Raw genomic sequence first — 23,650 nt, forward strand, 5'->3', positions numbered from 1 at the left:
CTGCCATCCGTACCGATGCGCGCATCCTTCCACGCGGCACTGACAGTCGGCGTCGAGGACGACCGCTGCCCCCGTACCCCACCGGCGCCGGGCACACGAACGGGGACCAGGGACCCGAACGGGGACCGGGGACCCGAGGCGCCCGCAGGTCGAACGGGTCGTCGACGTCGAGGCCGGGGCCTGGGGGCCGGGGCCGGGCATGGTCACGGTGGTCCTCAGGCACCTCGTTCGATCTGCGTGAGGATGGACGGCAGCGCGACGTCCGGCGCCAGGCCGTGGCCGGGCACACCGCGTTCGATGAGCTGCCCCGCGGTGATGCCCTGCCGCGCGGCCGCCGTCACCAGCGCGGTGTCGAGCTGCTTGCGAAGGGCCCGGTGCCTGATCCGGGACCGCAGCCGCCACAGGGCCTCCAGGGCGGCCGGATCGTCCACCTCGGCCAGGGCGTTGATCGTCGCGCCCGCGAGCTTGAGGTCCTCCGCCACGTCGCTTCCGGGTCCGCCGGTGCGCAGGGCCAGGGCATCGAGGTACGGCACCGCGGCCGGCCCGGCGGTCAGCGCGGCCGTCCAGACGATGCCGCATGCCAGGTCCCCGTCGTTCTGGTGGACGAGGTAGTGGTGAGGGAAGTCTCCGAGGAGCCAGCCCCTGTGCGGACCGTGTCCCCTGCTGCACTCCGGCTCGCCCTCGGCCAGCGCCCGCAGGACCTCGGCCACGAGGTTCCGCCCCGACACCGCGTCCGTGAGCGCGAGGCTCGTCCGCCGCCAGCGTTGCGGGGGACGCGGCCCCGACAGGCTCGCCAGGTGCCGTACGAACTCGGCCAGTTCCGGCGTCGGGCCGGTGTTCGCCCGCTCGCGCAGAGCCCCGGCCCAGGCGGCGTACGCGGGGATCAGGCCCTCGGGGATGTGCGCCTCGTCCACGCTCGCGAGCAGCGCACGGAGCCGCTTGGTGAGCGGTCCGCGCAGGCGCGCGTCGAACTGGGAGTCCATGACTTCCGCGTGGGCGTGCCGCAGCCGGGGCGCGACCGCACGGCGGCCGTCGGCGCCGAGCCGCTCGGCGGCGTTCAGCGCCAACCCCAGCGATATGGCGAACTGGTAGCCCATGTCGTACTCGGTGACACGGAGCAGCATCACCGCGACCTCGTCGGGCGTCCAGCCGCGCACCCGCGAGATCAGAGCCTTGATCTGGGAGTCGTACTCCCAAAAGCCCGTGTCGTCGAAGCAGGTGGCCAGCATGAGGCACAGGACCGCGGCCCGGCCCTCCTCGTCCGGGAGGGCCGCGAGCCACCCGTCGATCTCGTCCCAGGTCGCCGCACTCGCCGCCTGGAACCCCTCGTAGTCCTGCCCCGGCTCCCAACCCGGCTGAGCGCGCTGCCGTTCCAGAAGGCCGACAAGCGGGCGCACACGGCCGACGGCAGCGCAACGCACATCGTCGAGCGGGTCGTTCCTACGGGATGCGGCCACCAGGGCGTCGTAGAACATGGCCGGGATGATGGCAGACCGGACTGACAGGACGACCGGAGACTGCGACGCCCCTGCGGCTCCGGCTCTTGGCTCCGGAGGGCCGGGTGAGCTGTTCCTGTTCACGAGTGCGCCGCGAGCACCAAGAAACCATCGTCAGATCGGTTGTGGGGTAGCTCTCAGTTTGATCGTGAGGAGGAGTGGAACCAGCCTTCCGCTCCAGCATCCAGCATCCTCCGCCTTCCCCTCTGCCTCACAGGAAACACACAGGTGACCTATGGGCTGCGCGCCTGGTCTGCGCATTCCGGATCACCGCCACTGCCGAAGTCGTTTTCGCGCCAGGCCCGGCGTAGCTCCCTCTTTTGCCCTTGACCGCCATGTTCATGCTGTGGCTAGGGTTGTCGGGCCGCGGATGAATGGATCAGACCAATCCATGCTCCAGCGGCTGGTTTTACGCGCCGGGGAGCGTGTCCGCTTGATCATGCCCCTTTCCCGGATGCGTTCTCTTCGTTCAAGAAGGGGGAAGCTCTTTGCGTCTTGCGCGATCCGCCGCCGCTACCGCTGCCGCCGTAGCTCTCGCCGTCGGCGTTCTCGCCACCGCACCGCCCGCCGCCGCCACTCCGACCTCGTACGTCAGCGACGCGTGCAGTTCGTCCGGGAACAAGTACTGTTTCCGCCTCCACTACAACTCGCGGTCGTCCCAGACGTGGGTGTCGCACAGTTCGTGCTTCATGGCCAACAAGTCGGTCCCGAACGCGTGGGGTTATTCGCCCAACGGAGGGGCCTCGGTCGTCCGCTATGTTTTCGGCTTCTTCACGTCGGCGTGCTACGACGGCGGGGGCACGGGAGACGCCATTTACCACAAGGCGGCATCCGGATCCAACGACGACCCGTCGCACTCGTACCACGTGTTCTCCGATACGAACTACTACGGGTATTCGACCTATTTCCCCCGCAAGGACGGCATCGCCCACAACCTCGAGTCGAACGTCAAGAACAAGAACGAGTCCCAGCGGAGGAACTGATGGGCAGTGGGAATTCGTTACGTGCATTGATGGCCGCTGCCACGTGTGTCACGGTCACCGCGACCGCTGCCTACGCCAGCGCCGCACACACCGCCGGCGGCGACCGAAGCCGCCCCGCGGCGGCTCAGAGCCGGAGTGCGCCGTCCGCCGTGTGGCCGAAGAAGGTCCCTGACCGGGGCCTCGTGAAGGGCAAACGGCTGCCGCTTGAGACCTACATGCTGTCCTCCCCCGACATCGCCGACATCGAGGACGCACGCTCGGCGGTCGAGTCGGCGTGCATGAAGGAGCACGGGCTCACCTTTAACCCGCCCTCCGCCCGCAGCACTGTTCCGGTGGGCTTCAACGCGGCGAACATGGAACGCCGCTACGGCCTCACCGACCCGGATGCGGCCCGCACCCACGGCTACCAGCTGCCCTCCGAGCTGACACCCGAACAAGAGCAGGAGGAGGCGGACGCGGAGGAGAAGGCGGAGGGCCGCACCGAGGTATGGGACGACATGCTGGCCGGCGCGTGCATCCCCGAGGCGAACCAGAAGATCGGCATCATCAACCCCACCGATCCCGTCGGCGACCTGTCCGCCCAGTCGTTCGAGGCGACGAAGAATCAGGCCACGGTGGCGAAGACCATCACCGCATGGTCGGCGTGCATGAACGACCACGGGCATAAGGCGCGGTCTCCACTCGACGCCGCGGGTGCCTTCCCCCAGGCGCGGTCCGCCACGCCCGCACGGGCGGAGGTGGCAGCGGCCGTCGCGGACGTCGGCTGCAAGAAGTCCACGCAACTCGTCGACATCTGGTACAAGGCGGAGGTTGCCTACCAGAAGAAGCAGATCGCCTCCCACAAGAAGGAGTTGGAGGCGGCCAAGGTCCGCAACACCAAGCTGATCGGCAACGCTCGCGCCGTTCTCGCCAGGACAAGCAACCGCTGAAGGGCTTGTCAGCCCCGTAGTCGACCATCCCGCGCTCGTGTTCAGCCCGACCGGGGGCGCGACGGTTTGTGAGGACCCCCATGCCCAGCAGAAGAACCCTCCTCGGTTGGCTGGTGATCGTCGTTCTCGTCCTCGGCGCAGCGGCCTGGTACATCGAGGACCAGGTCAACGCCGATGCCGGCGCGAAGCCCGCCGTTGAGACAGCGGAGATCGAGGTCACCGGGTCCGGCCTCGAGTACGACCACGGACACATGGCGGCGGTGGCCGAGTACGTCATCCACAACACCAGTCCCGGCCCCTTGGACTACACCGTGACCTTCGGCTTCGGCCGCATGGACGACTCCGGCGGCATGGAGGCGACGAAGACCGTCACGCAACACGTCGAGGCCACTCGCAGCTACACCGGCAAGGTCAGCGTGCCGTGGGCCAAGGCGAATTCGTTCGAAGGCGTTCGCGTCCTCGACACGCAACGGGAGTAACCGGCCGGTCCCTTCTCAAGCCCCGCCGCGTGCCCTGACTTCCTGTACCAGGGGGCGGGTCGAGCCATGCCCTGCCACATGGCGTACGGAAAACCCATCACAAGAAATCGGGGAACTTCTCACTTGAGACTCAGAAGACGACCACACATACCCCTGGCCGCCCTGGTGGCGTGTGCCGCGCTGACCAGTGGCCTGCTGCAGGTCGCGCCGGCCTCCGCCCATCCTGGCCACAGCGACGGCGAACAGGCCTCCGCGCCCGCGGCGACGGGTGGGGTGAAGAACCCGGACCAGAGGCTCGGGAAGGGGTGGAAGTCCTCCACCGACCGAGCCGTCACCTCCGCCGCCGACACAGCGGGGTTCAGGATCCTCGTCGCCGACAGCGCCAAGGCCTACGCCTGGCAGACCCAGGCCACCCTGGCGGAGCCCGGTATTCCGGCCGATTCGTGGATCGGCAACCAGTGCGTCATGGACCGCGACCATGCCGCCGTCGTGTATGCGCCACGTGCGTACACGAACAAGCCCGATCTGATGCAGGGCGGCGCGTTCACCGCAATCGTCGACCTCCACACCGGCCAGGTGACGAAGCTGGCGTTCACGGCGTCGCTCGCCTATTTCGACCCGTCCTGCAACCCGCAGACCCACACCGCCACGTTCTCCGCGTACCGCGACGACAAGACGCGTCTGGTCACCGTCGACACGCGCGGGAAGACCGTGGCTGATGCCGCCGCCGTCGGCCAGATCACCTCCGGGGTTCCCGTCGAGGACGGCGCGGTCGGGGCACGCGGCCATCACCTCGTGCACATCGACAAGTCGGGGACGGTGAGGGATCTCGCGGCCACGAACGGTGTGCCGTACGAGATCCGGCCCTCCGGCAAGGGGCGGGCGGCGTTCCTCGATCCCGGCAGGACCACGGCGCAGGTGAAGCTGTGGCGCGGCCGCGGCAAACCGGCTGTCGCCGCCTCGGGCAGACTCGGCGACCTGTCGTTGAAGCAGGGTGAGGCGCACCGGGTGTTCCTCACCGGCCACCCGGACGGGCAACGGCACACGAACGGTACCGGTGTCACCGTGCTGAACGCCCCCGCGGAAGCGGATGTGTCCACCCTCGGGCGCCTGGCCGTCGACACGGTGCTCACGCCCGGCGTGAAGGCGGGCCTCGCCCGTATCAACAACGCGGGTAAGGGGTTCACCAAGGCCGAGCCCGCCCCGGCGCAGGCTCGCACCCACGGGAACGGCGGTGCAGCGGAGCCGGTGATCGTCACCAGCACCGCGACGGCCACCGGGCAGAAGGTCTCCCAGTCCGTCACCCGGGCTGGCACCAGGCGGGGCGACCAGGCCCTGTCCCCGTCCCTCTCCGCCAGCACCTCCACGGCGCACACCTCGCGGGCCGCGGCAGGCTCCGGCGTCTCCCACAACCCGGTCGACACCGACCGCTGGTGTTCGGTCCCCCGCAACGATGTCAACGCGCAGGCCCTTCAGCCGACCCCGAACCAGGTCGAGTGGGCGATCGACCTGGCCGTCCGCGGTGAACTGCGCGCCAAGTGGGTCAACCAGGGTGGATGGCGCTCCCAGACCGGCCTGGGCACCATCGACCCCCAGGGGATGTTTCCGCCGCCCACGCTGAAGGGCGGCGGACGCATCCCCGCCCAGGTAATGCTCGGCGTCCTCGCCCAGGAGTCGAACTTGTGGCAGGCCGAACCTGGTGTGATCCCCGGCCAGATGGGCAGCCCGCTCGCCGCCACCGCCGGTTTCTACGGCCACAAGGGCAGCGACCCGGCCGACTACTGGAAGATCCACTGGGACAAGTCGGACTGCGGCTACGGCGTCGGGCAGGTCACCGACGGCATGCGCCTGGCCGGGCACGAGAAGCCCGGCGAGACCAGCCTGCCTCCGGCCACGCAGAAGGCCGTCGCGCTGGACTACTCGGTGAACGTCGCCGCGTCCATGTACATCCTGGCCGACAAGTGGAACGAGCTCCACACCAGCGGGCAGACCATCACGGTCAACAACGACGACCCTTCCAGGCCGGAGAACTGGTTCGCCGAGCTGTGGAACTACAACCTCGGCTTCAACCGGGTGTCGGACGCGTCGAAGAACAACGGGCATTGGGGTCTGGGCTGGTACAACAACCCGGCCAACCCCTTCTACCCAGCGTCTCGGCTGCCGTTCATGGACACCTCCGTGGACCCGAACGCCAGCCGTGACGCCGCCCATCCGCAGGACTGGCCGTATGAGGAGAAGGTGATGGGCTGGTCCGCCTGGTCCATCGACACCGGCCACTCCTACTCGACCGATGGACGGCAGGACTGGCCCGGAGAGTCCGGGTTCTCCTCCGCCGGTTTCCGTCCCTCCTGGTGGGTCGACGCGGGGCAGCGCAGCAAGATCAAGCCTCCGCTGGACGCGTTCTGCAACACAGCCAACCACTGCAGCGTCTCCAGCCCGCCGGATTGCCCCGACGCCGCGTGCTACCAGCAGTACTGGTGGAACGGCTCCAATGTGACGTGGAAGAAGGACTGCGCCACCACCTGCGGCCACGAGGACATAAAATACGCCACGCTCCGGGCCGAGCCCGGACGGGGATACCGGCTCCAGTACGGCACCCCCGTCTGCTCCGGGGCACCGTCGGGATCCCTGGTCGTGGAGTCCGATCCGGCGGGCACCGACACCTGGAGCGACTGCGGCAAGACCAAGACGGACGGTAGCTTCGAGTTCACCTTCCGCCCCGACTCCGACGGCCAGTACGAGGCCAAGGGAGACCTGTTCCAGATCGGCGGCGGCTACCAGGGCCACTTCTGGTACGCCCACGAACGCGACAAGGACCATCTCGGCGGACCGACAGGCCCCTTGACCGTCCTCGGCACCTGGAGGCTGAACAGGGCCGTGGCCGAGAAGCAGGCCAAGGTCTACGTGCACATCCCGGACACCGGGGCGCAGACGAAGCAGGCCGTGTATGAGATCGACACCGCCGAAGGCATCGTGAAGAAGACGATCGACCAGAGCGCCAACGAGTCCCACTCCTGGGTGTCCCTGGGCGCCTACCGCTTCAACGACAAGACACCCCAGGTCAGGCTCTCCAACACCACCGGCTCGGGCACCGCGGACAAGGACATCGCCTGGGACGCGGCCGCCTTCGTGCCCGGCGACTACGGCATACCCGACGCCGGGGTCGGTGGCCTCGTCCTCCCGGACGCCGACGACAACGCCGAGGACGTCGACTTCGTCGACGACGACAAGGAGAAGCAGCCCAACCCCGACGGTGTCATCACCACACCCCTGCCCGGCCTGATACGGAGCGCCGAAGGGGGCAAGGCACAGCACTGCGTGACGAAGGACGGCCTGCGGGAGTGCGTCACCAACACGACCGCAGTCGACCCTTCCCTGTTCGCCCGCGCTCCTCGGCTCGCTCCCGGGGTCGCCGGACCGAACGGGACCCTGGTCACCTGGTGCGGCACCGATCCCTCCGTCAGCGGCTACACGCTCGAACGGCGCGAGGCCTGCCTGATGTTCGCCGTGCTGATCAGCGTCGACCGGGTCGACAACGGCAAGGTCACGCACATCGGCGATGCGACGTTCCTCGTCCGCCATGAGACGAAGCTGGCCAACAGCTACAAGAACACGATGCGCGAGATCCTCGCCGTCAGTGCCCTGACGATCGATTCCACCCTGGGAACCGTATCGCTGGACTCCTGGAATTCGGACTGCGCACCGAACTGCAAGGTCGAATACTCGTCCTCCTGGGATGGCTCCACGACGTGGACAGGGCTGCCCGACCACCACTGGGCGGCGGCAAGCAAGACGACCACCTGGACGAAGCCGGACGAGGGAACGGAGCAGACCTTCGACCGGAAGTTCTGGCTGGACTTCAAGCCGTCCGCCGCGACCGGGTCACTGAAGATCACCCAGCCGACCGTCACTTACTTCAGCCAGGTCAGGTGCGACAACTCGGTGTACGTCAACAACTCGACGGGTTGTGTGTTCGAGAAGCACATCCCGAAGTTCACCCTCAACACCGCGAAGTACCCGGTCGCCGCCGCCTACTACTGGCTGCTGCGGGAACAGCTGCCCTCTCATCCGGGCAGCGAGAAGGAGAAGAAGCCGCTGCACCGGGAGATCGACGATTCCGTGCGCAGGTCGAACCGGAACACGATCTGTCCCACGTCATGGCAGACGAACAGCAAGGCCACACCGGAGATCACCAAGCCGGGCACGTCGGGCGTGGACTGCGACGAGTTCCCGTTCGCCGCCACCAAGGAAAGCGGCGGCCGGTTCGTTCAGAATGGCGAGGAATGCGTCCAGCTGTACGCCCAGAAGAGCACCGACGGCAAGTGGCGCCTGTACTACGACGAGCGGTATCCCGACCCCACATGGAAGGAGTTGTGCGGTCGCGCATCCATGTCGGCCAAGCAGAACCAGGGCCTCGGCGGCCGGCTGGGGAACTTCTACTCGAAGGCGCGGGTCGCGGACGATGACGCGTTCTACATCGAAGCGCCGGGACTGGAGGGGTGCGCCATCGGTGAGGTGTGTGAGGTCCGCCCGTAGCTGATACGACGGACCGAGAAGAGGCCGGCGAGGATATCCGACTCGTCGGCCCCTTCTGCATGTCGGCGCCTAGCGGACGATCTCCCAGTCGAGAGCGCCGTCAAGGACTCTCGACACGTATGCCACCGTTCCCAACGTGATCGGCCGCGCCGTCTCCAGCGCTTCGATCACGGAGGTGAACATGGCGCTCACGCTGGGCCACACCACAGCACTCGGGTCCACAGCGTCCGGCTCGATCCTGCGTACAGCCCCGTGCGTCGGCCCTCGCCGGTGGTCGACGATCAAGTCGTGTCCGGATTCCGTCGAGGATGCGAACGGGACCCACCGGATGTGGCAGGTGGTGGGAGCCGGTACGAGTCCCAGGTCCTCGGTCGAGTAGACAGTCGTTCCGTCACCGATGATGTCGAGTTCGTGCCCGTCCTCGACGGTGAACCAGTGAATCTCGCCCTCGTCCTCCTCGTCGAGGCTCCACGCGACCTTCCGTTCCATCTCGCGCTGGCCGGCATTCATCCCATCGGCGGTGTTCGGGGCATAGCCGCCCGGCAGAAGGAACCCGGCAAAGGAGGAGCCGGTCGCGGCTGTGACTCCGTCGTGCCGCTTCAGCCAGGTGACGACGTCGGGGTGCAGCTCGATCAAGTACTCACCGATCTTGCTGATGTCACCTTGCGAGGCAGGGGGGTTCAGTGCCGCGTGGTCGGCCGGCGCGTTCGCTTCGAGCCAGGCGTCGAGCCGTTCCAGAACGCGGGGGAGATGGTCATCGGTCATGCCGACGAGCCTATGGCCGGCCGCCACCGAAACGGTGGCCTCCGGCACATCAACCAGAGGCGCAAGACGCGGACGAGCCATGGGGGCTGAACTGCACCAAGGTTCGTAGAGTCCGGTGATCTTGCTCCAGGCGGACTGCGGAGCTCGGGACCGGCTCCGCCAGCAGCCGCGTTCGCACTCGGCAGGTGGCATGTAATCGAGGGTCGAGTGGAGCCGTTCCCTGTCTTGAGGCTACCGCGGAGGACGACAGTGAATGGTCAGCACCGAGTTCGAACAACCGGCATCGTCACCCGCATTCACCGCTGAGATCTCATGCCGCCTTCACCGGGGCCGCCCTGCGTCGGGGCGTGGTGGTTGTGGCGTACTTCTCAAGCGGCCATGGCGCGAGTCCCGTTCCGTCGGCCTCCGATCAGCAGTGCGACCCGGCAGGTGTTCGGGCCGGTATCCAGCCCTCGGCCAGGGAGCGCAGCTAGCCAACTCATGGGATAGATCACGCCACTTCGCCCCATACCGCGTTGCGCCTGCAACTGGTGACGCGAGAGGATGTTCGACGCGCTGTGAGTCGTGCGTGACGCACGGGTACACCGGGGCGATCAGGTAGTGGCGATACACAACACACTTACGGGGGCGGGTGGATGAAGTTCGACATGGGGTCGTCGACCCTGGCGGATCTCGGCAAGAGCACGGTCGGGTCGACCGAGGACCTGGGCACGCTGATCCGGTGGCTGGTGCAGGCGGCGGAGCCGCTGGAGGGGAAGTTCAACGGCGCGGGCAAGGCCGCGTTCGACTCCTTCAAGTCCCACACGGACGAGATAACCAACGCGTTGAACGGGTCGCTCGGCGCGATCCTGGGCGGCCAGTCCGGCATGGACACCGCGTTCGGCTCCGGTGACCTGGAGCAGGAGGACAACGCCCACCAGAACATGGGCCAGTCCAACTTCGACGCGGCCCGCTTCGGCGTCCGATAGCAAACACGCAGGGGGACTTGACCATGGGTCAGAACCAGGACCGCCGCTCGTACGACACCGGCGCCTCCAGCGAGGTGCAGGGCAGCCTCCAGGGCATCATCGGCCAGCTGGAACGCGTCCTCGGCGACCGCGACCGAGCGGTGCAGGCCGCGATGGCCGACTTCACCGCCGACGGCGTCGCCGACGAGTACCACGGCAAGGAAAAGCGCTGGAACCACGCCGCCAACGAGGTCCGCGACATCATCCGCCTCGTCCGCACCACGCTGGAACAGAACGACGGGACCGCGCAGTCGACCATGGCCAAGGCGCGCGCCGCGGTCGACAACATCGGCTGAGTCCAGCAGCTACGGGGCACTGAACCGCGGCGGCGAGCTGCGGTTTGACGTACGGGAATACGGGGGCTTTACGTGACGGCTTGGGATATCTCCCCTTCGGGGGTGCAGGGCGTCCTCACCAACACCGCTACGGCAGCCGAGGGACTGTCGAACACCGGCAAGGCGCTCGAGAAGACCGTGCCGAGTGCCGCGAAGTCGGCGGGCACCATCGAGAAGGGCGGCGTGGAGAAGAGCGGCACCCAAGGGCCGGTGGCCGCTGCGCTGGGTGAGTTCTTCAACGCGTACCAGAAGGACCTGATGTACGTGGCGGAACGTACATCGGACTCGATGACCGGGGCGGCCACAGCCACCAATTACTACGTCACGGGCGACCTGGAGATGGCCGCGAAAGCCCAGCAGGAGGCCCTCAAGGAGCCCAAGATCGACCTGCCCGGGGCAGGCGGGAAGCAGGGCACGAAGTGAGCGGCCCGGATCTGATAGACCCTGCAGAGATTCCTCAGTTCACCGGTGACATCGAACAGCTGGGCCTGGACGCGGTGACCCTGGGCGCCGAGGCGTCCATCTTCCGGCTGTCCGGGGCGAACGTGCACTCCACATTCCAGGGGCTGTCGGCGTTCTACGCGGCCCCGGAAGCGGACCAGTTGTTCGCCACCACTGCACCCGTGGCCACCAAGTCGGACGCATTCGCGGATGACTTGGAGAAGGTGGGCGCTGCTTTGAGCGCCTACGAAGACGAGATCCGTCCGCTGGTGACCAAGCTCAAGAGCCTCAAGGAGCGGGCCACTACATTTCGGGCGCACATCGCGGGCGACGACCACTGGCGCGAGGACGACGACAACGTCTCGCTCAACAACGACCTGGTGCACGACGTCAACACCACCACAGCGGCCTTCTGGCAGGCCGAGGTCACCTGCCACAACAAGATCACCGCGCTGGTCGGCGGCACCACCCTGATCATCGAGGACGGCGCCGCCAAGCGATGGCTGAACCGGGACCAGTCCCTGTACGGCTTCACCGCCGATGTACTCGAGCAATCCCAGGACCTGCCCTGGGGCAAGACGGTCGAGAAGGAGCGCCACGGGCTGGACTGGCTCGGTCACGAGATGGCCGAGTTCGGCAAGGGCTTCGTCATCGACGGCGTGTGGGGCACCATCAAGGGCCTCGGCACGCTCGTCGGTGTCGACGGCCTGGACGCCATGGGCAAAGCCTGGGACGGGCTGGGCAAGCTGGCCACCGGCGTCCTCATCAGCGCCACCCCGCTCGGCTACGCCTACTGGATGCTCCCCGACGACAAGCTCCCCACCTATCTGCAGGAGTCCCGCGACACGGTCATCGAGACCGGCAAGGCGCTGGTCGCCTACGACCAGTGGGGCACAAACCCGGCACGCGCCTCCGGTGCCGTCACCTTCAACGTGCTGACCACCGTCTTCACCGGAGGTGCGGGAGCCGCGGCCAAGGGCGGCGCCGCGGCCCGTACGGTCGCCTTCCTCGGCAAGGCCGGCAAACTCGTCGACCCGATCACGTACATCGGAAAGGCCGCCAAGTTCGGCACGGTCAAGGTCGCCGACCTGTTCACCAGCCTGAAGGGCATCCGCGCCGGCGCGTACACCGACATCATCACTGGCGCAGGCAAGGTCCAGCCCGACGGCAGCATCCTCAAGGCCGCCGCCGACGTTCCGGTCGTGGTCGGAAACCACATCGAGTGGCCCGACGGCTCCCGGCTCAATCTCGACGACGGTTCTGTCATCAAGGCGGACGGCACCAAGGCAGCAGCCCACGTCGAGCTGTCGGCCGCCGACCGAACCATGCTCGAAAACAGCCTCGCCCACCGCGATGCGCCCCTGGTCGCCGCGCACGGCGGTGGCGATGACATCGGAGCTGTCGGGCGGACGGGAGACGCTGTGCCCGGCGGGGCGAACAGCCTTCCCCGCGAATCGGGCAGCCATGCACCTGGCGCCGCCGCTCATGATTCGGGACACGTTCCGTCCGCAGGCCACGAATCATCTGCCGACTCGGCACGCGGCGCCACCCCCTCCCACGGCGAGGGGCCGACCGGTGGCGGCATGGACAGCCCCACCAGTGGGCATAGCCACGAACCTACAAGTGCCGGCCACGACGGACCGACAGGCAGCGGGGATCAGGACCCACCGCACGCCGGACACACAGGGCCCGCCGGTACGCCGCGCACCCCCATCGACGAGATTGCCCCGGAGCGGTACAGCAGGGGAACGGGGACTGCGGGTTCGCCCTCCGAGCCGATGCGGCCCGAGCAGGAACCAGGACTCATCGAGGAGCTCAGCCGAGCAAAGATATCCCCGCAGGACCAGGCTCGTGTGATCCGCACCCTGAGCAAGGAGCCGTTCGGTGCCGATGTCGCGGACCTGATTTCTCGTGGGCATCTGAGCGGGGTAAAGAACTACGACGAGATCCTCAAGATGTGCAAGCAGGGCGCCAGCAAGTCCAACAAGAGCATGGTTCCTGCCGCCTACATGGCTTTGAACCAGGCAACAGAACTGCAGAGTCGCGGTTTCTCCCATCTCGCGTTCGAGCTCAAGGACGATGCGACCGGGCTCGATCTGGACGTCACCACGCTCCACTCCGACGGGACACCGCATTACGGCTACCAACTCAAGGACGTCGACAACATCGAGGGGATCAAGAGCGCGACCAAGAAGGCTGCCACCCAGCTCAAAGGCGGTACGGCCGATGCGAAGATCGCCATCTTGGATGTACATCAATCGATTGCAGATCTCAACGCTAAGATGTTCAAGGAAGCTGAGTTTCAGGCCAGGAGAGCAGGGGCCACGTTCCACCTGCGCTTCATTGACGGATCCGTCACTGTTCCGCCCAACGGCCCCGTTTTCCCGTAAGGAATCTCCATGTCGACTCTTATGCGCGCTCCGCGTGAATGCGGCTCCTGGTTCTGGGACCTCGACGAAGTAGCCCCCCCTGGCCTGGAATCCGCACTGGCGGTGGCGGCGAGAATGTCAGAGATCCTCAGAAAGCATGAACTCCTGACACCGCACAGGCTCGAATACGACTGGTATGTACTCGACTCTGGTGGCATCGACATCACGACCAGTCTGGCGTTGACCGTTCCGCTTGGGGACCCTCGTCTCCCGGACCGAGTACTCAACAGTCGGCCTTCGGGATTCCCGAACGCCGAGGTCGATGACATTCACATCGTGGGGTCGGGGACCTGGATCGACGCCGAAGGAAACAGCCATCGCGAGCCTCGGTTGGTCGACCTGTCGGTCTCCCCCGCCCCTGTGGGCCTATCTGCCGAGCTTGCCGTCCACCACGACATCTGGGGCTGGTTCGACTTCGCGGGCCGACCCCACCCAGATGTGTACCAACACAATGCTCCGCGGCTGGCGGCGGCTTTGCAGGACCTCAATTCAATGCTGGGGGCGAAGGGCGAACCAGGCGAAGTCACATACTTCGGTTTTGCGACAGAACTCGGTATCGGGACTCCCGACGCGCTCGACGACGGTTCCGGCCCCGACGTCACGGACAAGCTCTGAATGAAGACACAGTCAATGCCGACGAAGATCTCTCGCCCGCCCTACCAGGGCAGTGCCGACCCAGAGGGGCACCTGGGAAGGGCCGATGCCCGCACGATCGAGCAGATCCAGTGCCTTGAAACGGCCCCTGAGATGTTCGGGCTGTCCTTCAGCGGCGTCTTGGGCAGGGCTCAACTCCACTGCCTCTACGACCCCACCGCAAACAAGAGCGGGACCTGGGAGGCATGGGTCGCGGCCATGCAAGTCGGCTCCGCGCTCTTCGCCTCGGCGACCGCGCCCGAAGGGACGACGGTCGAGTGCATGATCGCCCACAAGAAGCGGACGATCCCCGCCTGCGGGGTGAAGCACTTCGTGGACGCCGGGACGTGGCTGGAGGCGTTCTGGCTGGCGGTCATCTGCCGGGACCAGGCCCGCATGACACAGCTCTGCAACGTCCCGATCGAGCTGCTGCGCGCCTCAGGTGCGGTGTTCGAGGAGTACATCTACCACTGGGTGGACGCGCTCCAGACGTACTGGCTGGAGCGCCCCGGCCTGGGCGAGAAGCTCGTCGCCGCGTTCGACGGGACCGACCCCGACACGCTTCGGTTCATCGACCGCGAGATGATGCTCAAGGTCCTGTATCCGCCGCTCAACCTCTTCTACCGTTTCATCAGCCAGGACCCGGCCAAGTTCAACGAGGCGCTCGTGCAGGCCGTTCAGCTGCACAAGGAGTACTGGACGGCACAAGAGGAGCACGAGAGCCTCACCAGTGACGTCGCGCTCGCCCCCCTGGCCATCGCATGCCTCGCCTACGACGCCGGACGTCCCATCGAGGTGGAGTCCGAGTACCTGCCCGAGAACCTTCTCGACCGCAGCTGGCTCGGCGAGTTCGAGACGTGACATGACGGCTCAGGACTACGACAGCCAACTGCTGGAGTCGGTGTCGGTACGCCGTCGGCGGCTGCGGGATGCCCTGCTGTTCGGGGCGCAGCGCCAGCGGCGGTCGGTGGACGAGCGGCTGGGGAAGGTGTTCGCCGGGATCGTGATCGCGGCCGTGTTGTGCGCTGGGTGCGTGGGGTGGTCGTTCGTGTCGCATCGAGTGATCGGGAAGAGCCCGTACGGGAGGTCTACCCAGCCCTCGCTCGGGCCTTCCCCGCTGCCGTCTTCACCCTCCGTAACTCCTTCGTCTCGGTGATAGGTTCGAACGCGTGATAGCTGCGGGGGCCATGAGTCGTACGACGACCGGTGGGCGTACGGCGTTGAGCCGGGTCACTCTGGTCGGGGAGCGGCGGCGGGTCGACCTCGTACTGCCGTCCCAGGAGCCGGTCGGACTGCTCCTGCCGGAAGTCATGCGGCTGTTGGACGACCAGGTGGCAGGCAGCCCCGAGCTGCGGCATCTCGTGACCGCGGACGGTTCCGCGCTCGCGCACGACAGCACGTTGGAGTCGGCTGGTGTCCCGGACGGCGCCGTGCTGCGGCTGGTGCGGGCGGAGGATGCACCCTCGGCGCCCGTGGTGCATGACGTCACCGATGAGGTGGCCGAGGATCTGGATGTACGCGCCTGGCGGTGGCGGCCGGCCTCGCGGCGAATCGTGGCAGGGCTTGCGACCATTGGATGGGCGGCAGTCGGTGGGCTCTTCGCCCGGGCCGAGTGCGGGCACACGGTCGTCGGCGGAGTGCTGCTCGCCGTCGCCGCGGTGTCGGCGCTCGCCGGCGCTCTACTCGGGCGCGCTGGGCAGCGCGGTCTGGCCACCACCCTGATCGCCGTCGCCGGGGTGCTGGGTGTACTCGGCGCGTGGACGCTGGCCGATGCGCACGCCTGGTCGGGCTCGGTGCGGCTGGCGGGCGCGGCCGGGGCTGTCGTCGTGATGCTCGTGCTGCTCGGCTGGTTCACGCCCTTGGGGCGCGGGGGGCTGGTCGGCGCCGTGGCCGTAACCGGATGCACCCTGTGCTGGCAGGCCGCCATAGCGCTGCAGTCGGGTGCGGGGACGGCGGCCGAGCAGGCCCGCGCCGGGGCACTCGTCGTGGTCGTCTCGGTGGTGGTGCTGGGTGTGCTGCCGCGGCTGGCACTGATGGCCTCAGGGCTGTCCGGTCTCGACGACCGGCGGTCGAGTGGTGTCTCGGTCAGCAGGTATCAGGTGTCCGCGGCCCTCGCCGCCACGCATCGGGGGCTGGCGCTCGCCACGATCACGGTGGCCGTTTCGGCGGCCACGGCGGGCGTGCTCGCGCTGCGGTCCCCGTCGGCGTGGACGGTGCTGCTGGCCGCCGTCACGACCGCGGTGCTCGCGCTGCGGGCGCGCGCCTTCCCGCTGGTCGCCGAGGTCGTGGCACTCCTTGCTGCAGGAGCCGTGCTCGCCGTGCAACTCATCTCGGTGTGGCTGGAGCGTTCGACCGCAGCGGGGCCGCTGGCTGTGCTCACTGTGCTGGCGGCGGGGCCGTTGGCGGTGCTTGCGGTGCAGCCGGCCGAGCATGTGCGCGTGCGGCTGCGACGCGTGGGGGACGTACTCGAGTCCGTCGGTGTGATCGCCCTGTTCCCGCTGCTCCTCGGGGTGTTCGGCGTGTACGGGCGACTGCTCGACACCTTCGTCTAGGGGGCGGATATGGCGCAGGAAGGGGACTGGCAGCGGGACGTGCTGCGCGAGTTGGGGCAGCCCGATGGCCTGGCCCGCCCGGCGGAGCCCCCGCTGCGACTCGTACACCCCGCTCCCGCTCCTCCCGCCGATCCGCGTCTCGGCCTTGCCGGCGCGGCATCGGGGCAGCACCTGGATCCCCCGGCGCGACCTCCGAGCTCCGCCCCCGATCCGCGGCCCGCGGTGCGCACTCCGCGAGACCTCCGCCTACCCATGCCCACCCCGGAATCCGTCCCCACCCTCGATCCGCGCCTCTCCCACGCCCTGGGCAGCCCCCAGCACGGCGACTCTATGGCCCGGCGCACAGGCCGCTCGATACGCAAGCTCACCGCGTCGGCAGCGCAGGATGTGGCCGAACAGACACGGATCGCACGGGAGTTGCAGCAGCCGGTCACCACGGGACGGGTGATCGCAGTGACGTCGATCCGGGGCGGAGTGGGCAAGTCGACCGTCTCCGCCCTGCTGGGCCGAACCTTCAACCACTACCGACACGATCCGGTGCTCACGCTGGAGGCCGATGCCGCACTCGGCACCCTCCCCGTGCGGATGGGCGCGGAGTCGGTGCGCTGGTCCTGCGCCGATCTGGCACAGATACTCACCCCGGCGATGCAACTCACCGATGTCACCGGCTACCTGGTTCCCGTGACCGACGGCGGCTGGCTGCTGCCCGCGAGTCAAGGACACGTCGGCGCCCCGCTGGACATACGCACCTACCGCACCGTCACGCTGGCACTGCGGCGCTATTTCGCGGTGACGGTCGTGGACTGCGAGTGCCTGCCCGGCGAGGTGGCGCGTACTGCCATGGACACCGCCCACGCCCGTGTCGTGGTCGCTCCGACGACCGCCGAGGGCGTCAACGGCACGCGCCTGGTCCTGGACTGGCTGGCCCAGCTGCCGCACTCGGCCCTGGCCTCGACCGTAGTCGCCCTCACCGCTAACTCACCCGACCTGATCCTCGACGGGAAGGCAGCTGCCGCGCACCTGCGGGAGACGGGAGTCACCGTCGTGCCCCTCCCTTACGACCGTCATCTTGCCGGAGGCGGCCCGATACGTACCGAGATGCTCGGTGAGGACACTCGCGACGCCACGGTCCGGCTCGCCGCGGAGGCGATGCAGCGTGCGGTGAGGGTTCGATGACCCCAAGTCAGGCTTCAGGACCCGTACGAGAAAGGGTCCGTCCGTGACCCAGCGCCTCATCCACCGGCCCGCGCGCTCCACCCGCCCCCTCGCCCCCGCCCAGCCGCGCACGATCGAGCCGCCGCCGAACCTGCCCGAGGGCAAGCTGGGAAACGCGGCGACCGCGCTGCTGCCCATGGCCGGTGTCATGGGCTCGGTCGTGATGATGACCATCATCCGCAACAGCCAGTTCGCAGCCCTCGGCGCGATCGTGCTGGTCTTCGCGCTGCTCGGTGCGGTGGCACTGTTCCTGTCCCAGCGGGGCAAGGCGCAGCGCACCCGGCGCACCCAGCGCGAGCGGTACTTGGAGTATCTGGAGGAACTCCGCGAGGAGTTGGGCACGGGCGAGCGGGAGCTGCGCCGACAGTCGCGAGTCCTCAACCCTCCGCCGGAGGCCCTGTACGACCTCGTACGCGATCCGGCGCGCCTGTGGGAGCGGCGCCGCCAGGACGCGGACTTCCTGCGGGTACGGGTCGGCACGGGCGATGTCCCGGTGCAGGAGCTGGTGGTCGGCCAGAACAGCGCGGGCGGGGTCCTGACCCCGCCGGACCCCTTCATGCTCAACGAGGCCCGTGCCCTGCAGAACCGGTTCGCCACGGCGACGGACTTCCCGCTCACCGTGCCGCTGGACCGGGCGGGCAACGTCAGCGTCGTCGGGGACCGCGAGGGAGTACTGCGGGTCGCCCGCGCGCTGCTGATCCAGACCGCGGTTACGCACGCCCCCAACGATGTCGCCGTCGCACTCGGCATACCCGGCGAGCAACTGGCCGAATGGGAGTGGGCCAAGTGGCTGCCCCACGTGCTCGATCCGTCCGAGCACGACGGGCCGGTCGCCGCCCGCCGGATCGCCCCGAGCCTCGCCCAGTTGGCGGCGCTGTGCCGGCATGATCTGCGGCAGCGTGCCTCGTACGCGGCGGAGGTGCGGCGCGGGCTGTCGGACCGAGGCGCGCTGCGGCTGACCGGTCGACTGCTGGTCGTCAGCGACGAGTACGGCGAAACATCCGCCGAGCTGCCTCGCCCGGACCCGGCAGTTGACCTGCCGGACATGGGCATCACCGTGCTGCACCTGCTGGAGCAGCAGGTGCACGAGCCGGACCAGGTGACCGTCCGCATCACCGTCGACGGCGACCGGATCGCTGTGGAGGATCTGCGGTCGGCACCCGTCGCCCACGGAACGTCGGACGCGGTCAGCACCCCGGGCGCCGAAGGGATCGCCCGACTGCTGGCCCCGCTCAGGTTGTCGGCGGAGTCCGCATCCGAGGGCACCCCGATCTCCGGGCCGGTGGACTTCCCCGGCCTGCTGGGCATTCAGGACCCGGCCGCGCTCGACATATCCCGGCTCTGGGCGCCGCGCAGTGAACGTGAATTCCTCCGCGTCCCCATCGGCCTGACGGACCGCCACGAGCCGGTGCTGCTGGACCTGAAGGAGTCCTCCGAGCTGGGCATGGGCCCGCACGGGCTGTGTGTGGGGGCGACCGGCTCCGGCAAGAGCGAGCTGCTGCGCACTCTCGTCCTCGCGCTCACCGCTACCCACTCTCCCGAGGACCTGGCTCTGGTCCTGGTGGACTACAAGGGCGGCGCCACCTTCGCCCCGTTCACCGACCTCCCGCACGTGGCCGGTGTGATCACGAACCTGGAGAACCAGGCCGGACTCGTCGAACGCGTCCACAGCAGCCTCGCCGGCGAGGTCAAGCGCCGTCAGCAGGTGCTGAAGGACGCGGGCAATGTCGCCGACATCGGGCACTACGCAGCCCTGCGCGCCGCCCATCGCCCCGACCTGGAACCGCTGCCGCACCTGTTCGTCGTCATCGACGAGTTCGGCGAACTGATCACCGCCAAGCCGGACTTCATCGACCTGTTCCTGTCCATCGGCCGCATCGGCCGCTCTATCGGCGTCCATCTGCTGCTGTCCAGTCAGCGCATCGAGGGCGGCAAACTCAAGGGCCTGGACACCTATCTCTCGTACCGCCTCGGACTGCGTACCTTCTCCGCCGACGAGTCGCGCACCGTACTGGACACCACCGACGCCTTCCATCTGCCGCCGCTGCCGGGATTCGGCTATCTGAAGGTCGACACCTCGACGTACGAGCGTTTCAAGGCGGGCTACGTCTCCGGCGCCTACCGCGGCCCGGCCCTGCTGGAGGACGCGGGCGACGAGCCGCTCGCCTGGCCGTATCCCACCTTCAACACGCTCGACGCACCCCACGGCGAGGCCGCGGAGGAACCCGCCGCCGCCAAGCGCGAGAGCGGACCGACCGTCATGTCGGTCATGGTTGACCAACTAGCCACCGCCGCACCGCCAGTGCGCCGAATTTGGCTTCCGCCGCTGCCCAACGCCGTCACGCTGGACGCCGCCGCAGGGCCGATACAGGTGTCGGAGCGCGGGCTGCACCTCGCCGGGCGGGCGGAAGCGATGCAGGTTCCGCTGGGCATTCTCGATGATCCGGCCACGCAGTGGCAGGGCCGGTGGCTGCTGGATCTCACAGTCGCCGGCGGCCACGCTGCGGTGATCGGCGGCCCGCAGTCGGGCAAGACCACTCTCCTGCGAACCCTCGCGCTGTCGCTGGCCACGGCCCACACCCCGTACGACGTCGCCGTCTACGGCCTCGACCTGGTCGGCGGCGGCCTGTCCGCACTGGCCGGTCTGCCGCACGTAGGCGGTATCGCTGGACGCGCCGACCACGAGCGGGCCGCCCGGACCGTCGCCGAGGTCCGCACCATGCTCGCCGAACGCGAGGAACTCTTCCGCGCGCACGGCATCGACTCCGTCGATCAGTTGCGCCGCCTGCGTGCCCAGGGCAAGCTGCCGCAGCTCGGCTCGACCGACATCGTGCTGCTCATCGACGGATTCGGCGCGCTGCGCGACGAGTTCGCCGAACTCGACGACACCGTGGCCGACCTCCTCAAGCGTGGCGGCGGCTATGGCATCCACATCGTCGCCGGGATGCTGCGCTGGAACGACGTGCGCATCGCCACCCAGTCCATGTTCGGTACCCGCGTCGAGCTGCGCCTGAACGACCCGGCCGACTCCTCCATCGACCGCAAACTGTCCCAGACGCTCTCCCCCGACACCCCGGGCCGTGTCCTGACCGACGGCAAGCTGTTCGCGCAGGTCGCACTGCCCCGCATCGACGCATCCCCGTCTACGGGCGACCTCGGCCCGGCGCTGGAAGAGGCCGCACGGACGATCCGGGCGACCTGGCACGGTGAACTCGCGGCCCCTGTACGGGTGCTGCCGACCCGACTGCCCGCAGCGCAACTGCCGTCCCTCGTCACCGAGCCCCGCCGTGTGCCGCTCGGCGTCGACCAGGACGCGCTGGCCCCAGCCCTGCTCGATCTGTTCGGAAGCGACCAGCACCTGCTGATCCTGGGCGACAACGAGTGCGGCAAGACCAATCTGCTGAAACTGATAACCCGCCAACTCATCGACCGGTACGGCGACGAGGAACTGGTCTTCGGCGTCTTCGACCCACGCCGGGGCCTGCGCGGTACGGTCCCCGAGCCCTACCGCGGCGGCTACGCCCACAACGCCAAACTCGCCGCGGCCCTCGCCACCGGCATCGCGACCGAGCTGGAAAAGCGCCTGCCGGAGACGGCGGACCCCGACTCGACCGGTACGGAGCCCACGTTCACCGGGCCGCGGATCGTGATCCTGATCGACGACTACGACATCCTCACCACCGCAGGCCAGCAGCCCCTGGCCCCCTTCCTGCCGTACATCTCCTCAGCCCAGGACATCGGCCTGCACTTCGTCGTCGCCCGCCGCGTCGCCGGGTCCTCCCGCGCCCTGTACGAACCACTGCTGACCACCCTGCGCGAGACCGGCACCACCGCCCTCCTCATGACCGGCGACCGCACCGAGGGCCAGCTCTTCCCCGGCCTGTACGCTTCCGCACAACCGCCCGGCCGCGGCACCCTCATCCGCCGTGGCCGCCACCACCAGCTCATCCAGACCGCCCTGACCGACGAAGAGATCGAGCAGTAGTGACCAAGGACGTCATCGCCCTCACCCCGAAGATGCCCGACGCCTGGGCCCTGCTGGCCGGGCTGTATGCCAGCGGGCCCGGGTCGGACGTTTCGGCGGCGGCCGACGGCGCGGTCATCCAGCTGTGCGGGCCCGGCGGACGTCCCCTCGTGTCCGTCGAGGCGCCGGTACTCGTACAGGTGCCGGGCGAGGCCCTCCGTCTCCTCGGCAGTGATGTGCCCGTGCCGTTCTGGTGGACCGAGGCCCGCGCCTCCACCGCGGTCCCCGAGGCCGAGCGCCTCGCCGGATCCGTGTGCGGGCGACTCAACGCGCTGCTGGGCGGCACTACTTGGCCGCCCGAAGCGGCCACCACCGAGGTCGTCGACACCAACGCCGTACCGGCACCCAGTGCCGGTGAACCCGCCGTGGACGTGCTGACCGACAGCACCGCCGTCGTCCTGATCGACCGGCCCGTGGTCGCGCTGACCTCCTGGCTCTCGGACGTCCTGCGCGTCACGTCCGCGGCCGGCCGCGCCCTGCAGATCGTCACCCCGCCCCACGTACGACTGAGCCTGCCCGCCCGCACCACACTCGCCCACGTCCCCAACCGCTGGGTCGTCCAGGACCGGGACTGCGGCTACTACGACGGACTGTCCGGTGCCGCACTGCGCTGGCAGAACGGCACCTTCGCGCCCGACCTCACCGCGGACGGCAAACCGACCGTGGCCGAGACGTTCGCCGACGTCACTCCGTCCACCGAACGCCAACTCATCGTGGCGTTCCGCACCCTGCATCCCGCGGACGAGTACCTGCTCCTCGGCCGCGCACTGGAAACGGCCTGGAAGACCCTGACCGGAGCCCCACCCGCCGGCTGGGGCACGGCGGAGCCTGTCAACCTGCCTTGGTCCCCACGCCAGTTGACCGACCTCGCCCGCGACCGAGCTCCTCAGCCGACACACGTGATCGCAGTCGGCCACCCCGACCGCCCGGCGATGGCCACCACGCGCGTGACCCGCACGGCGACCGGCGTGGAGGAGGACATCAAACTCACCCTCGGCTACGGCGAGAACGAAACCCCGCCACTCGAAGCGATCGAAGCCCTTGCCGAGACGCTGGTCACCGACCACGGCCTCGCCACGATGCTCACGTCCCTGCGCCCGGCCCGCCGCGACCTCACCACGCCCCCGCGCCTGGAGGCCCCGCCCATCCCCCACTCCTTCACCCTGGGCCCCGACGACGTACGCACCATCGGGCTCGCCCACGCACGCCGGCCACCCATCAACGTCCGACCGGCTCAACTGGGCCCCGAGGCCAAGCCCGCGTTGCTCTACCCCCTCGGTGACGGGATCAGCCCCCAAGCCTGGACCACCCTTCAGCAACTCGCAGCCCACCTCAAGGCTGCTCCAGGAACAACAAAATGACGGATCCGACGACCCGAAGAAGAGCGGAGCGAGCGCCGAGGCCGGTCGGCAAAAGCCGAGTTCGAGCCAGTCCGCCACACGGACCGTGATCGAGCGGGCAACCGGCTCCTGGGAGACCATCCTCAACACACCGTCCGGCAACACCCTCAAGACCCTGACCGTCTCCGACGGCGACGTCACGGCCAAGGGCAGCAAGCTCGACTGCACCGGCACGCTCAAGCCTGGAAAGACAGACGGTAAGGAGACTCCGACCCTGACCTTGTCGTGCAAGAGCGGCAGCGACGGCGGCCGAGGCAAAGGCACCCTCCACATGAGGGGCGAGGACGCCCTCGCCCTTGACTGGAAGGGCCCCGAAGGCGGCTCGGGCGGCCCCGTCGACAGCTTCCGCAGAACCAGCAGCTGAGGCAGTCGGCGCTACGCCCACCCCCTTCGAGGGATATCGCCGCGTAGCCACCTACTCAGGTG

General features: G+C 68.4%; 18 protein-coding genes. 16 read left to right on the forward strand and 2 right to left on the reverse strand.

Annotated features, from left to right (window positions below; all coding sequences use genetic code 11):
- Window positions 1-215 precede the first annotated feature (215 nt).
- A complete protein-coding gene (locus tag ACFVXA_RS06740) occupies window positions 216-1,475 on the reverse strand; it encodes a hypothetical protein (RefSeq protein ID WP_390024046.1) in 1,260 nt (419 codons plus the stop codon).
- A 509-nt stretch (window positions 1,476-1,984) separates the two neighbouring features.
- Here ACFVXA_RS06740 and ACFVXA_RS06745 point away from each other — a divergent pair.
- The 4 genes from ACFVXA_RS06745 to ACFVXA_RS06760 all read left to right on the forward strand — a co-directional run bounded on the left by ACFVXA_RS06745 (window position 1,985) and on the right by ACFVXA_RS06760 (window position 8,423).
- On the forward strand, window positions 1,985-2,479 hold the full coding sequence (locus ACFVXA_RS06745) for a hypothetical protein (RefSeq protein ID WP_362029405.1): 495 nt from the start codon (window positions 1,985-1,987) through the stop codon (window positions 2,477-2,479).
- A 29-nt stretch (window positions 2,480-2,508) separates the two neighbouring features.
- A complete protein-coding gene (locus ACFVXA_RS06750; protein WP_390024047.1) occupies window positions 2,509-3,408 on the forward strand; it encodes a hypothetical protein in 900 nt (299 codons plus the stop codon).
- An 80-nt stretch (window positions 3,409-3,488) separates the two neighbouring features.
- Window positions 3,489-3,887: a hypothetical protein gene (locus ACFVXA_RS06755; RefSeq protein ID WP_390024049.1), complete on the forward strand. Its 399-nt coding sequence runs from the start codon at window positions 3,489-3,491 to the stop codon at window positions 3,885-3,887.
- Between the two features lie 123 nt (window positions 3,888-4,010).
- Window positions 4,011-8,423: a Tat pathway signal protein gene (locus ACFVXA_RS06760; RefSeq protein WP_390024051.1), complete on the forward strand. Its 4,413-nt coding sequence runs from the start codon at window positions 4,011-4,013 to the stop codon at window positions 8,421-8,423.
- A 69-nt stretch (window positions 8,424-8,492) separates the two neighbouring features.
- Here ACFVXA_RS06760 and ACFVXA_RS06765 read toward each other — a convergent pair whose 3' ends face one another.
- On the reverse strand, window positions 8,493-9,188 hold the full coding sequence (locus ACFVXA_RS06765; RefSeq protein ID WP_390024053.1) for a hypothetical protein: 696 nt from the start codon (window positions 9,186-9,188) through the stop codon (window positions 8,493-8,495).
- Window positions 9,189-9,823: 635 nt separating this feature from the next.
- On the opposite strand from ACFVXA_RS06765, the gene ACFVXA_RS06770 reads away from it, so the two are divergent.
- The 12 genes from ACFVXA_RS06770 to ACFVXA_RS06825 all read left to right on the forward strand — a co-directional run bounded on the left by ACFVXA_RS06770 (window position 9,824) and on the right by ACFVXA_RS06825 (window position 23,588).
- Window positions 9,824-10,156: a hypothetical protein gene (locus tag ACFVXA_RS06770; RefSeq protein ID WP_384018368.1), complete on the forward strand. Its 333-nt coding sequence runs from the start codon at window positions 9,824-9,826 to the stop codon at window positions 10,154-10,156.
- 23 nt (window positions 10,157-10,179) lie between these two features.
- Window positions 10,180-10,491, forward strand: coding sequence for a pore-forming ESAT-6 family protein (locus ACFVXA_RS06775; protein WP_383910587.1), 312 nt, complete (start codon window positions 10,180-10,182; stop codon window positions 10,489-10,491).
- Window positions 10,492-10,563: 72 nt separating this feature from the next.
- Window positions 10,564-10,953: a DUF6507 family protein gene (locus ACFVXA_RS06780; RefSeq protein WP_384018371.1), complete on the forward strand. Its 390-nt coding sequence runs from the start codon at window positions 10,564-10,566 to the stop codon at window positions 10,951-10,953.
- Window positions 10,954-11,027: 74 nt separating this feature from the next.
- Window positions 11,028-13,361 (forward strand): hypothetical protein, encoded by a 2,334-nt coding sequence (locus ACFVXA_RS06785; protein WP_390024055.1) that lies wholly within the window; start codon window positions 11,028-11,030, stop codon window positions 13,359-13,361.
- A 9-nt stretch (window positions 13,362-13,370) separates the two neighbouring features.
- Window positions 13,371-14,015: a hypothetical protein gene (locus tag ACFVXA_RS06790; RefSeq protein WP_384018377.1), complete on the forward strand. Its 645-nt coding sequence runs from the start codon at window positions 13,371-13,373 to the stop codon at window positions 14,013-14,015.
- The gene (locus tag ACFVXA_RS06795; RefSeq protein WP_384018380.1) at window positions 14,016-14,894 is read left to right on the forward strand and encodes an immunity 49 family protein; all 879 of its coding nucleotides are present in this window, start codon (window positions 14,016-14,018) and stop codon (window positions 14,892-14,894) included.
- A gap of 1 nt (window position 14,895) precedes the next feature.
- On the forward strand, window positions 14,896-15,189 hold the full coding sequence (locus ACFVXA_RS06800) for a hypothetical protein (RefSeq protein WP_384018383.1): 294 nt from the start codon (window positions 14,896-14,898) through the stop codon (window positions 15,187-15,189).
- 31 nt (window positions 15,190-15,220) lie between these two features.
- A complete protein-coding gene (gene eccD, locus ACFVXA_RS06805; protein ID WP_384018386.1) occupies window positions 15,221-16,585 on the forward strand; it encodes a type VII secretion integral membrane protein EccD in 1,365 nt (454 codons plus the stop codon).
- Window positions 16,586-16,837: 252 nt separating this feature from the next.
- Entirely contained in the window at window positions 16,838-17,761 is a 924-nt protein-coding gene (locus tag ACFVXA_RS06810) for a type VII secretion protein (RefSeq protein ID WP_384018389.1), read from the forward strand.
- A gap of 43 nt (window positions 17,762-17,804) precedes the next feature.
- A complete protein-coding gene (gene eccCa / locus ACFVXA_RS06815) occupies window positions 17,805-21,785 on the forward strand; it encodes a type VII secretion protein EccCa (protein WP_384018391.1) in 3,981 nt (1,326 codons plus the stop codon).
- A complete protein-coding gene (locus ACFVXA_RS06820) occupies window positions 21,785-23,185 on the forward strand; it encodes a DUF6177 family protein (protein ID WP_389747107.1) in 1,401 nt (466 codons plus the stop codon). The genes eccCa and ACFVXA_RS06820 overlap by 1 nt, the downstream gene beginning before the upstream one ends.
- An 85-nt stretch (window positions 23,186-23,270) precedes the next feature.
- Entirely contained in the window at window positions 23,271-23,588 is a 318-nt protein-coding gene (locus ACFVXA_RS06825) for a hypothetical protein (RefSeq protein WP_390024057.1), read from the forward strand.
- Window positions 23,589-23,650: the final 62 nt, after the last annotated feature.

This window comes from Streptomyces sp. NPDC058246 (genome assembly GCF_042881985.1).
Taxonomy (GTDB): domain Bacteria; phylum Actinomycetota; class Actinomycetes; order Streptomycetales; family Streptomycetaceae; genus Streptomyces.

What these genes read in the sequence shown, in the direction of transcription:
- ACFVXA_RS06750 (WP_390024047.1), top strand. Translation starts at nt 2,509, where the DNA reads ATGGCCGCTGCCACGTGTGTCACGGTCACCGCGACCGCTGCCTACGCC.
- ACFVXA_RS06755 (WP_390024049.1), top strand. Translation starts at nt 3,489, where the DNA reads ATGCCCAGCAGAAGAACCCTCCTCGGTTGGCTGGTGATCGTCGTTCTC.
- ACFVXA_RS06775 (WP_383910587.1), top strand. Translation starts at nt 10,180, where the DNA reads ATGGGTCAGAACCAGGACCGCCGCTCGTACGACACCGGCGCCTCCAGC.
- ACFVXA_RS06770 (WP_384018368.1), top strand. Translation starts at nt 9,824, where the DNA reads ATGAAGTTCGACATGGGGTCGTCGACCCTGGCGGATCTCGGCAAGAGC.
- ACFVXA_RS06810 (WP_384018389.1), top strand. Translation starts at nt 16,838, where the DNA reads ATGCCCACCCCGGAATCCGTCCCCACCCTCGATCCGCGCCTCTCCCAC.
- ACFVXA_RS06795 (WP_384018380.1), top strand. Translation starts at nt 14,016, where the DNA reads ATGAAGACACAGTCAATGCCGACGAAGATCTCTCGCCCGCCCTACCAG.
- ACFVXA_RS06740 (WP_390024046.1), bottom strand. Translation starts at nt 1,475, where the DNA reads ATGTTCTACGACGCCCTGGTGGCCGCATCCCGTAGGAACGACCCGCTC.
- ACFVXA_RS06790 (WP_384018377.1), top strand. Translation starts at nt 13,371, where the DNA reads ATGTCGACTCTTATGCGCGCTCCGCGTGAATGCGGCTCCTGGTTCTGG.
- ACFVXA_RS06800 (WP_384018383.1), top strand. Translation starts at nt 14,896, where the DNA reads ATGACGGCTCAGGACTACGACAGCCAACTGCTGGAGTCGGTGTCGGTA.
- ACFVXA_RS06765 (WP_390024053.1), bottom strand. Translation starts at nt 9,188, where the DNA reads ATGACCGATGACCATCTCCCCCGCGTTCTGGAACGGCTCGACGCCTGG.
- eccD (WP_384018386.1), top strand. Translation starts at nt 15,221, where the DNA reads ATGAGTCGTACGACGACCGGTGGGCGTACGGCGTTGAGCCGGGTCACT.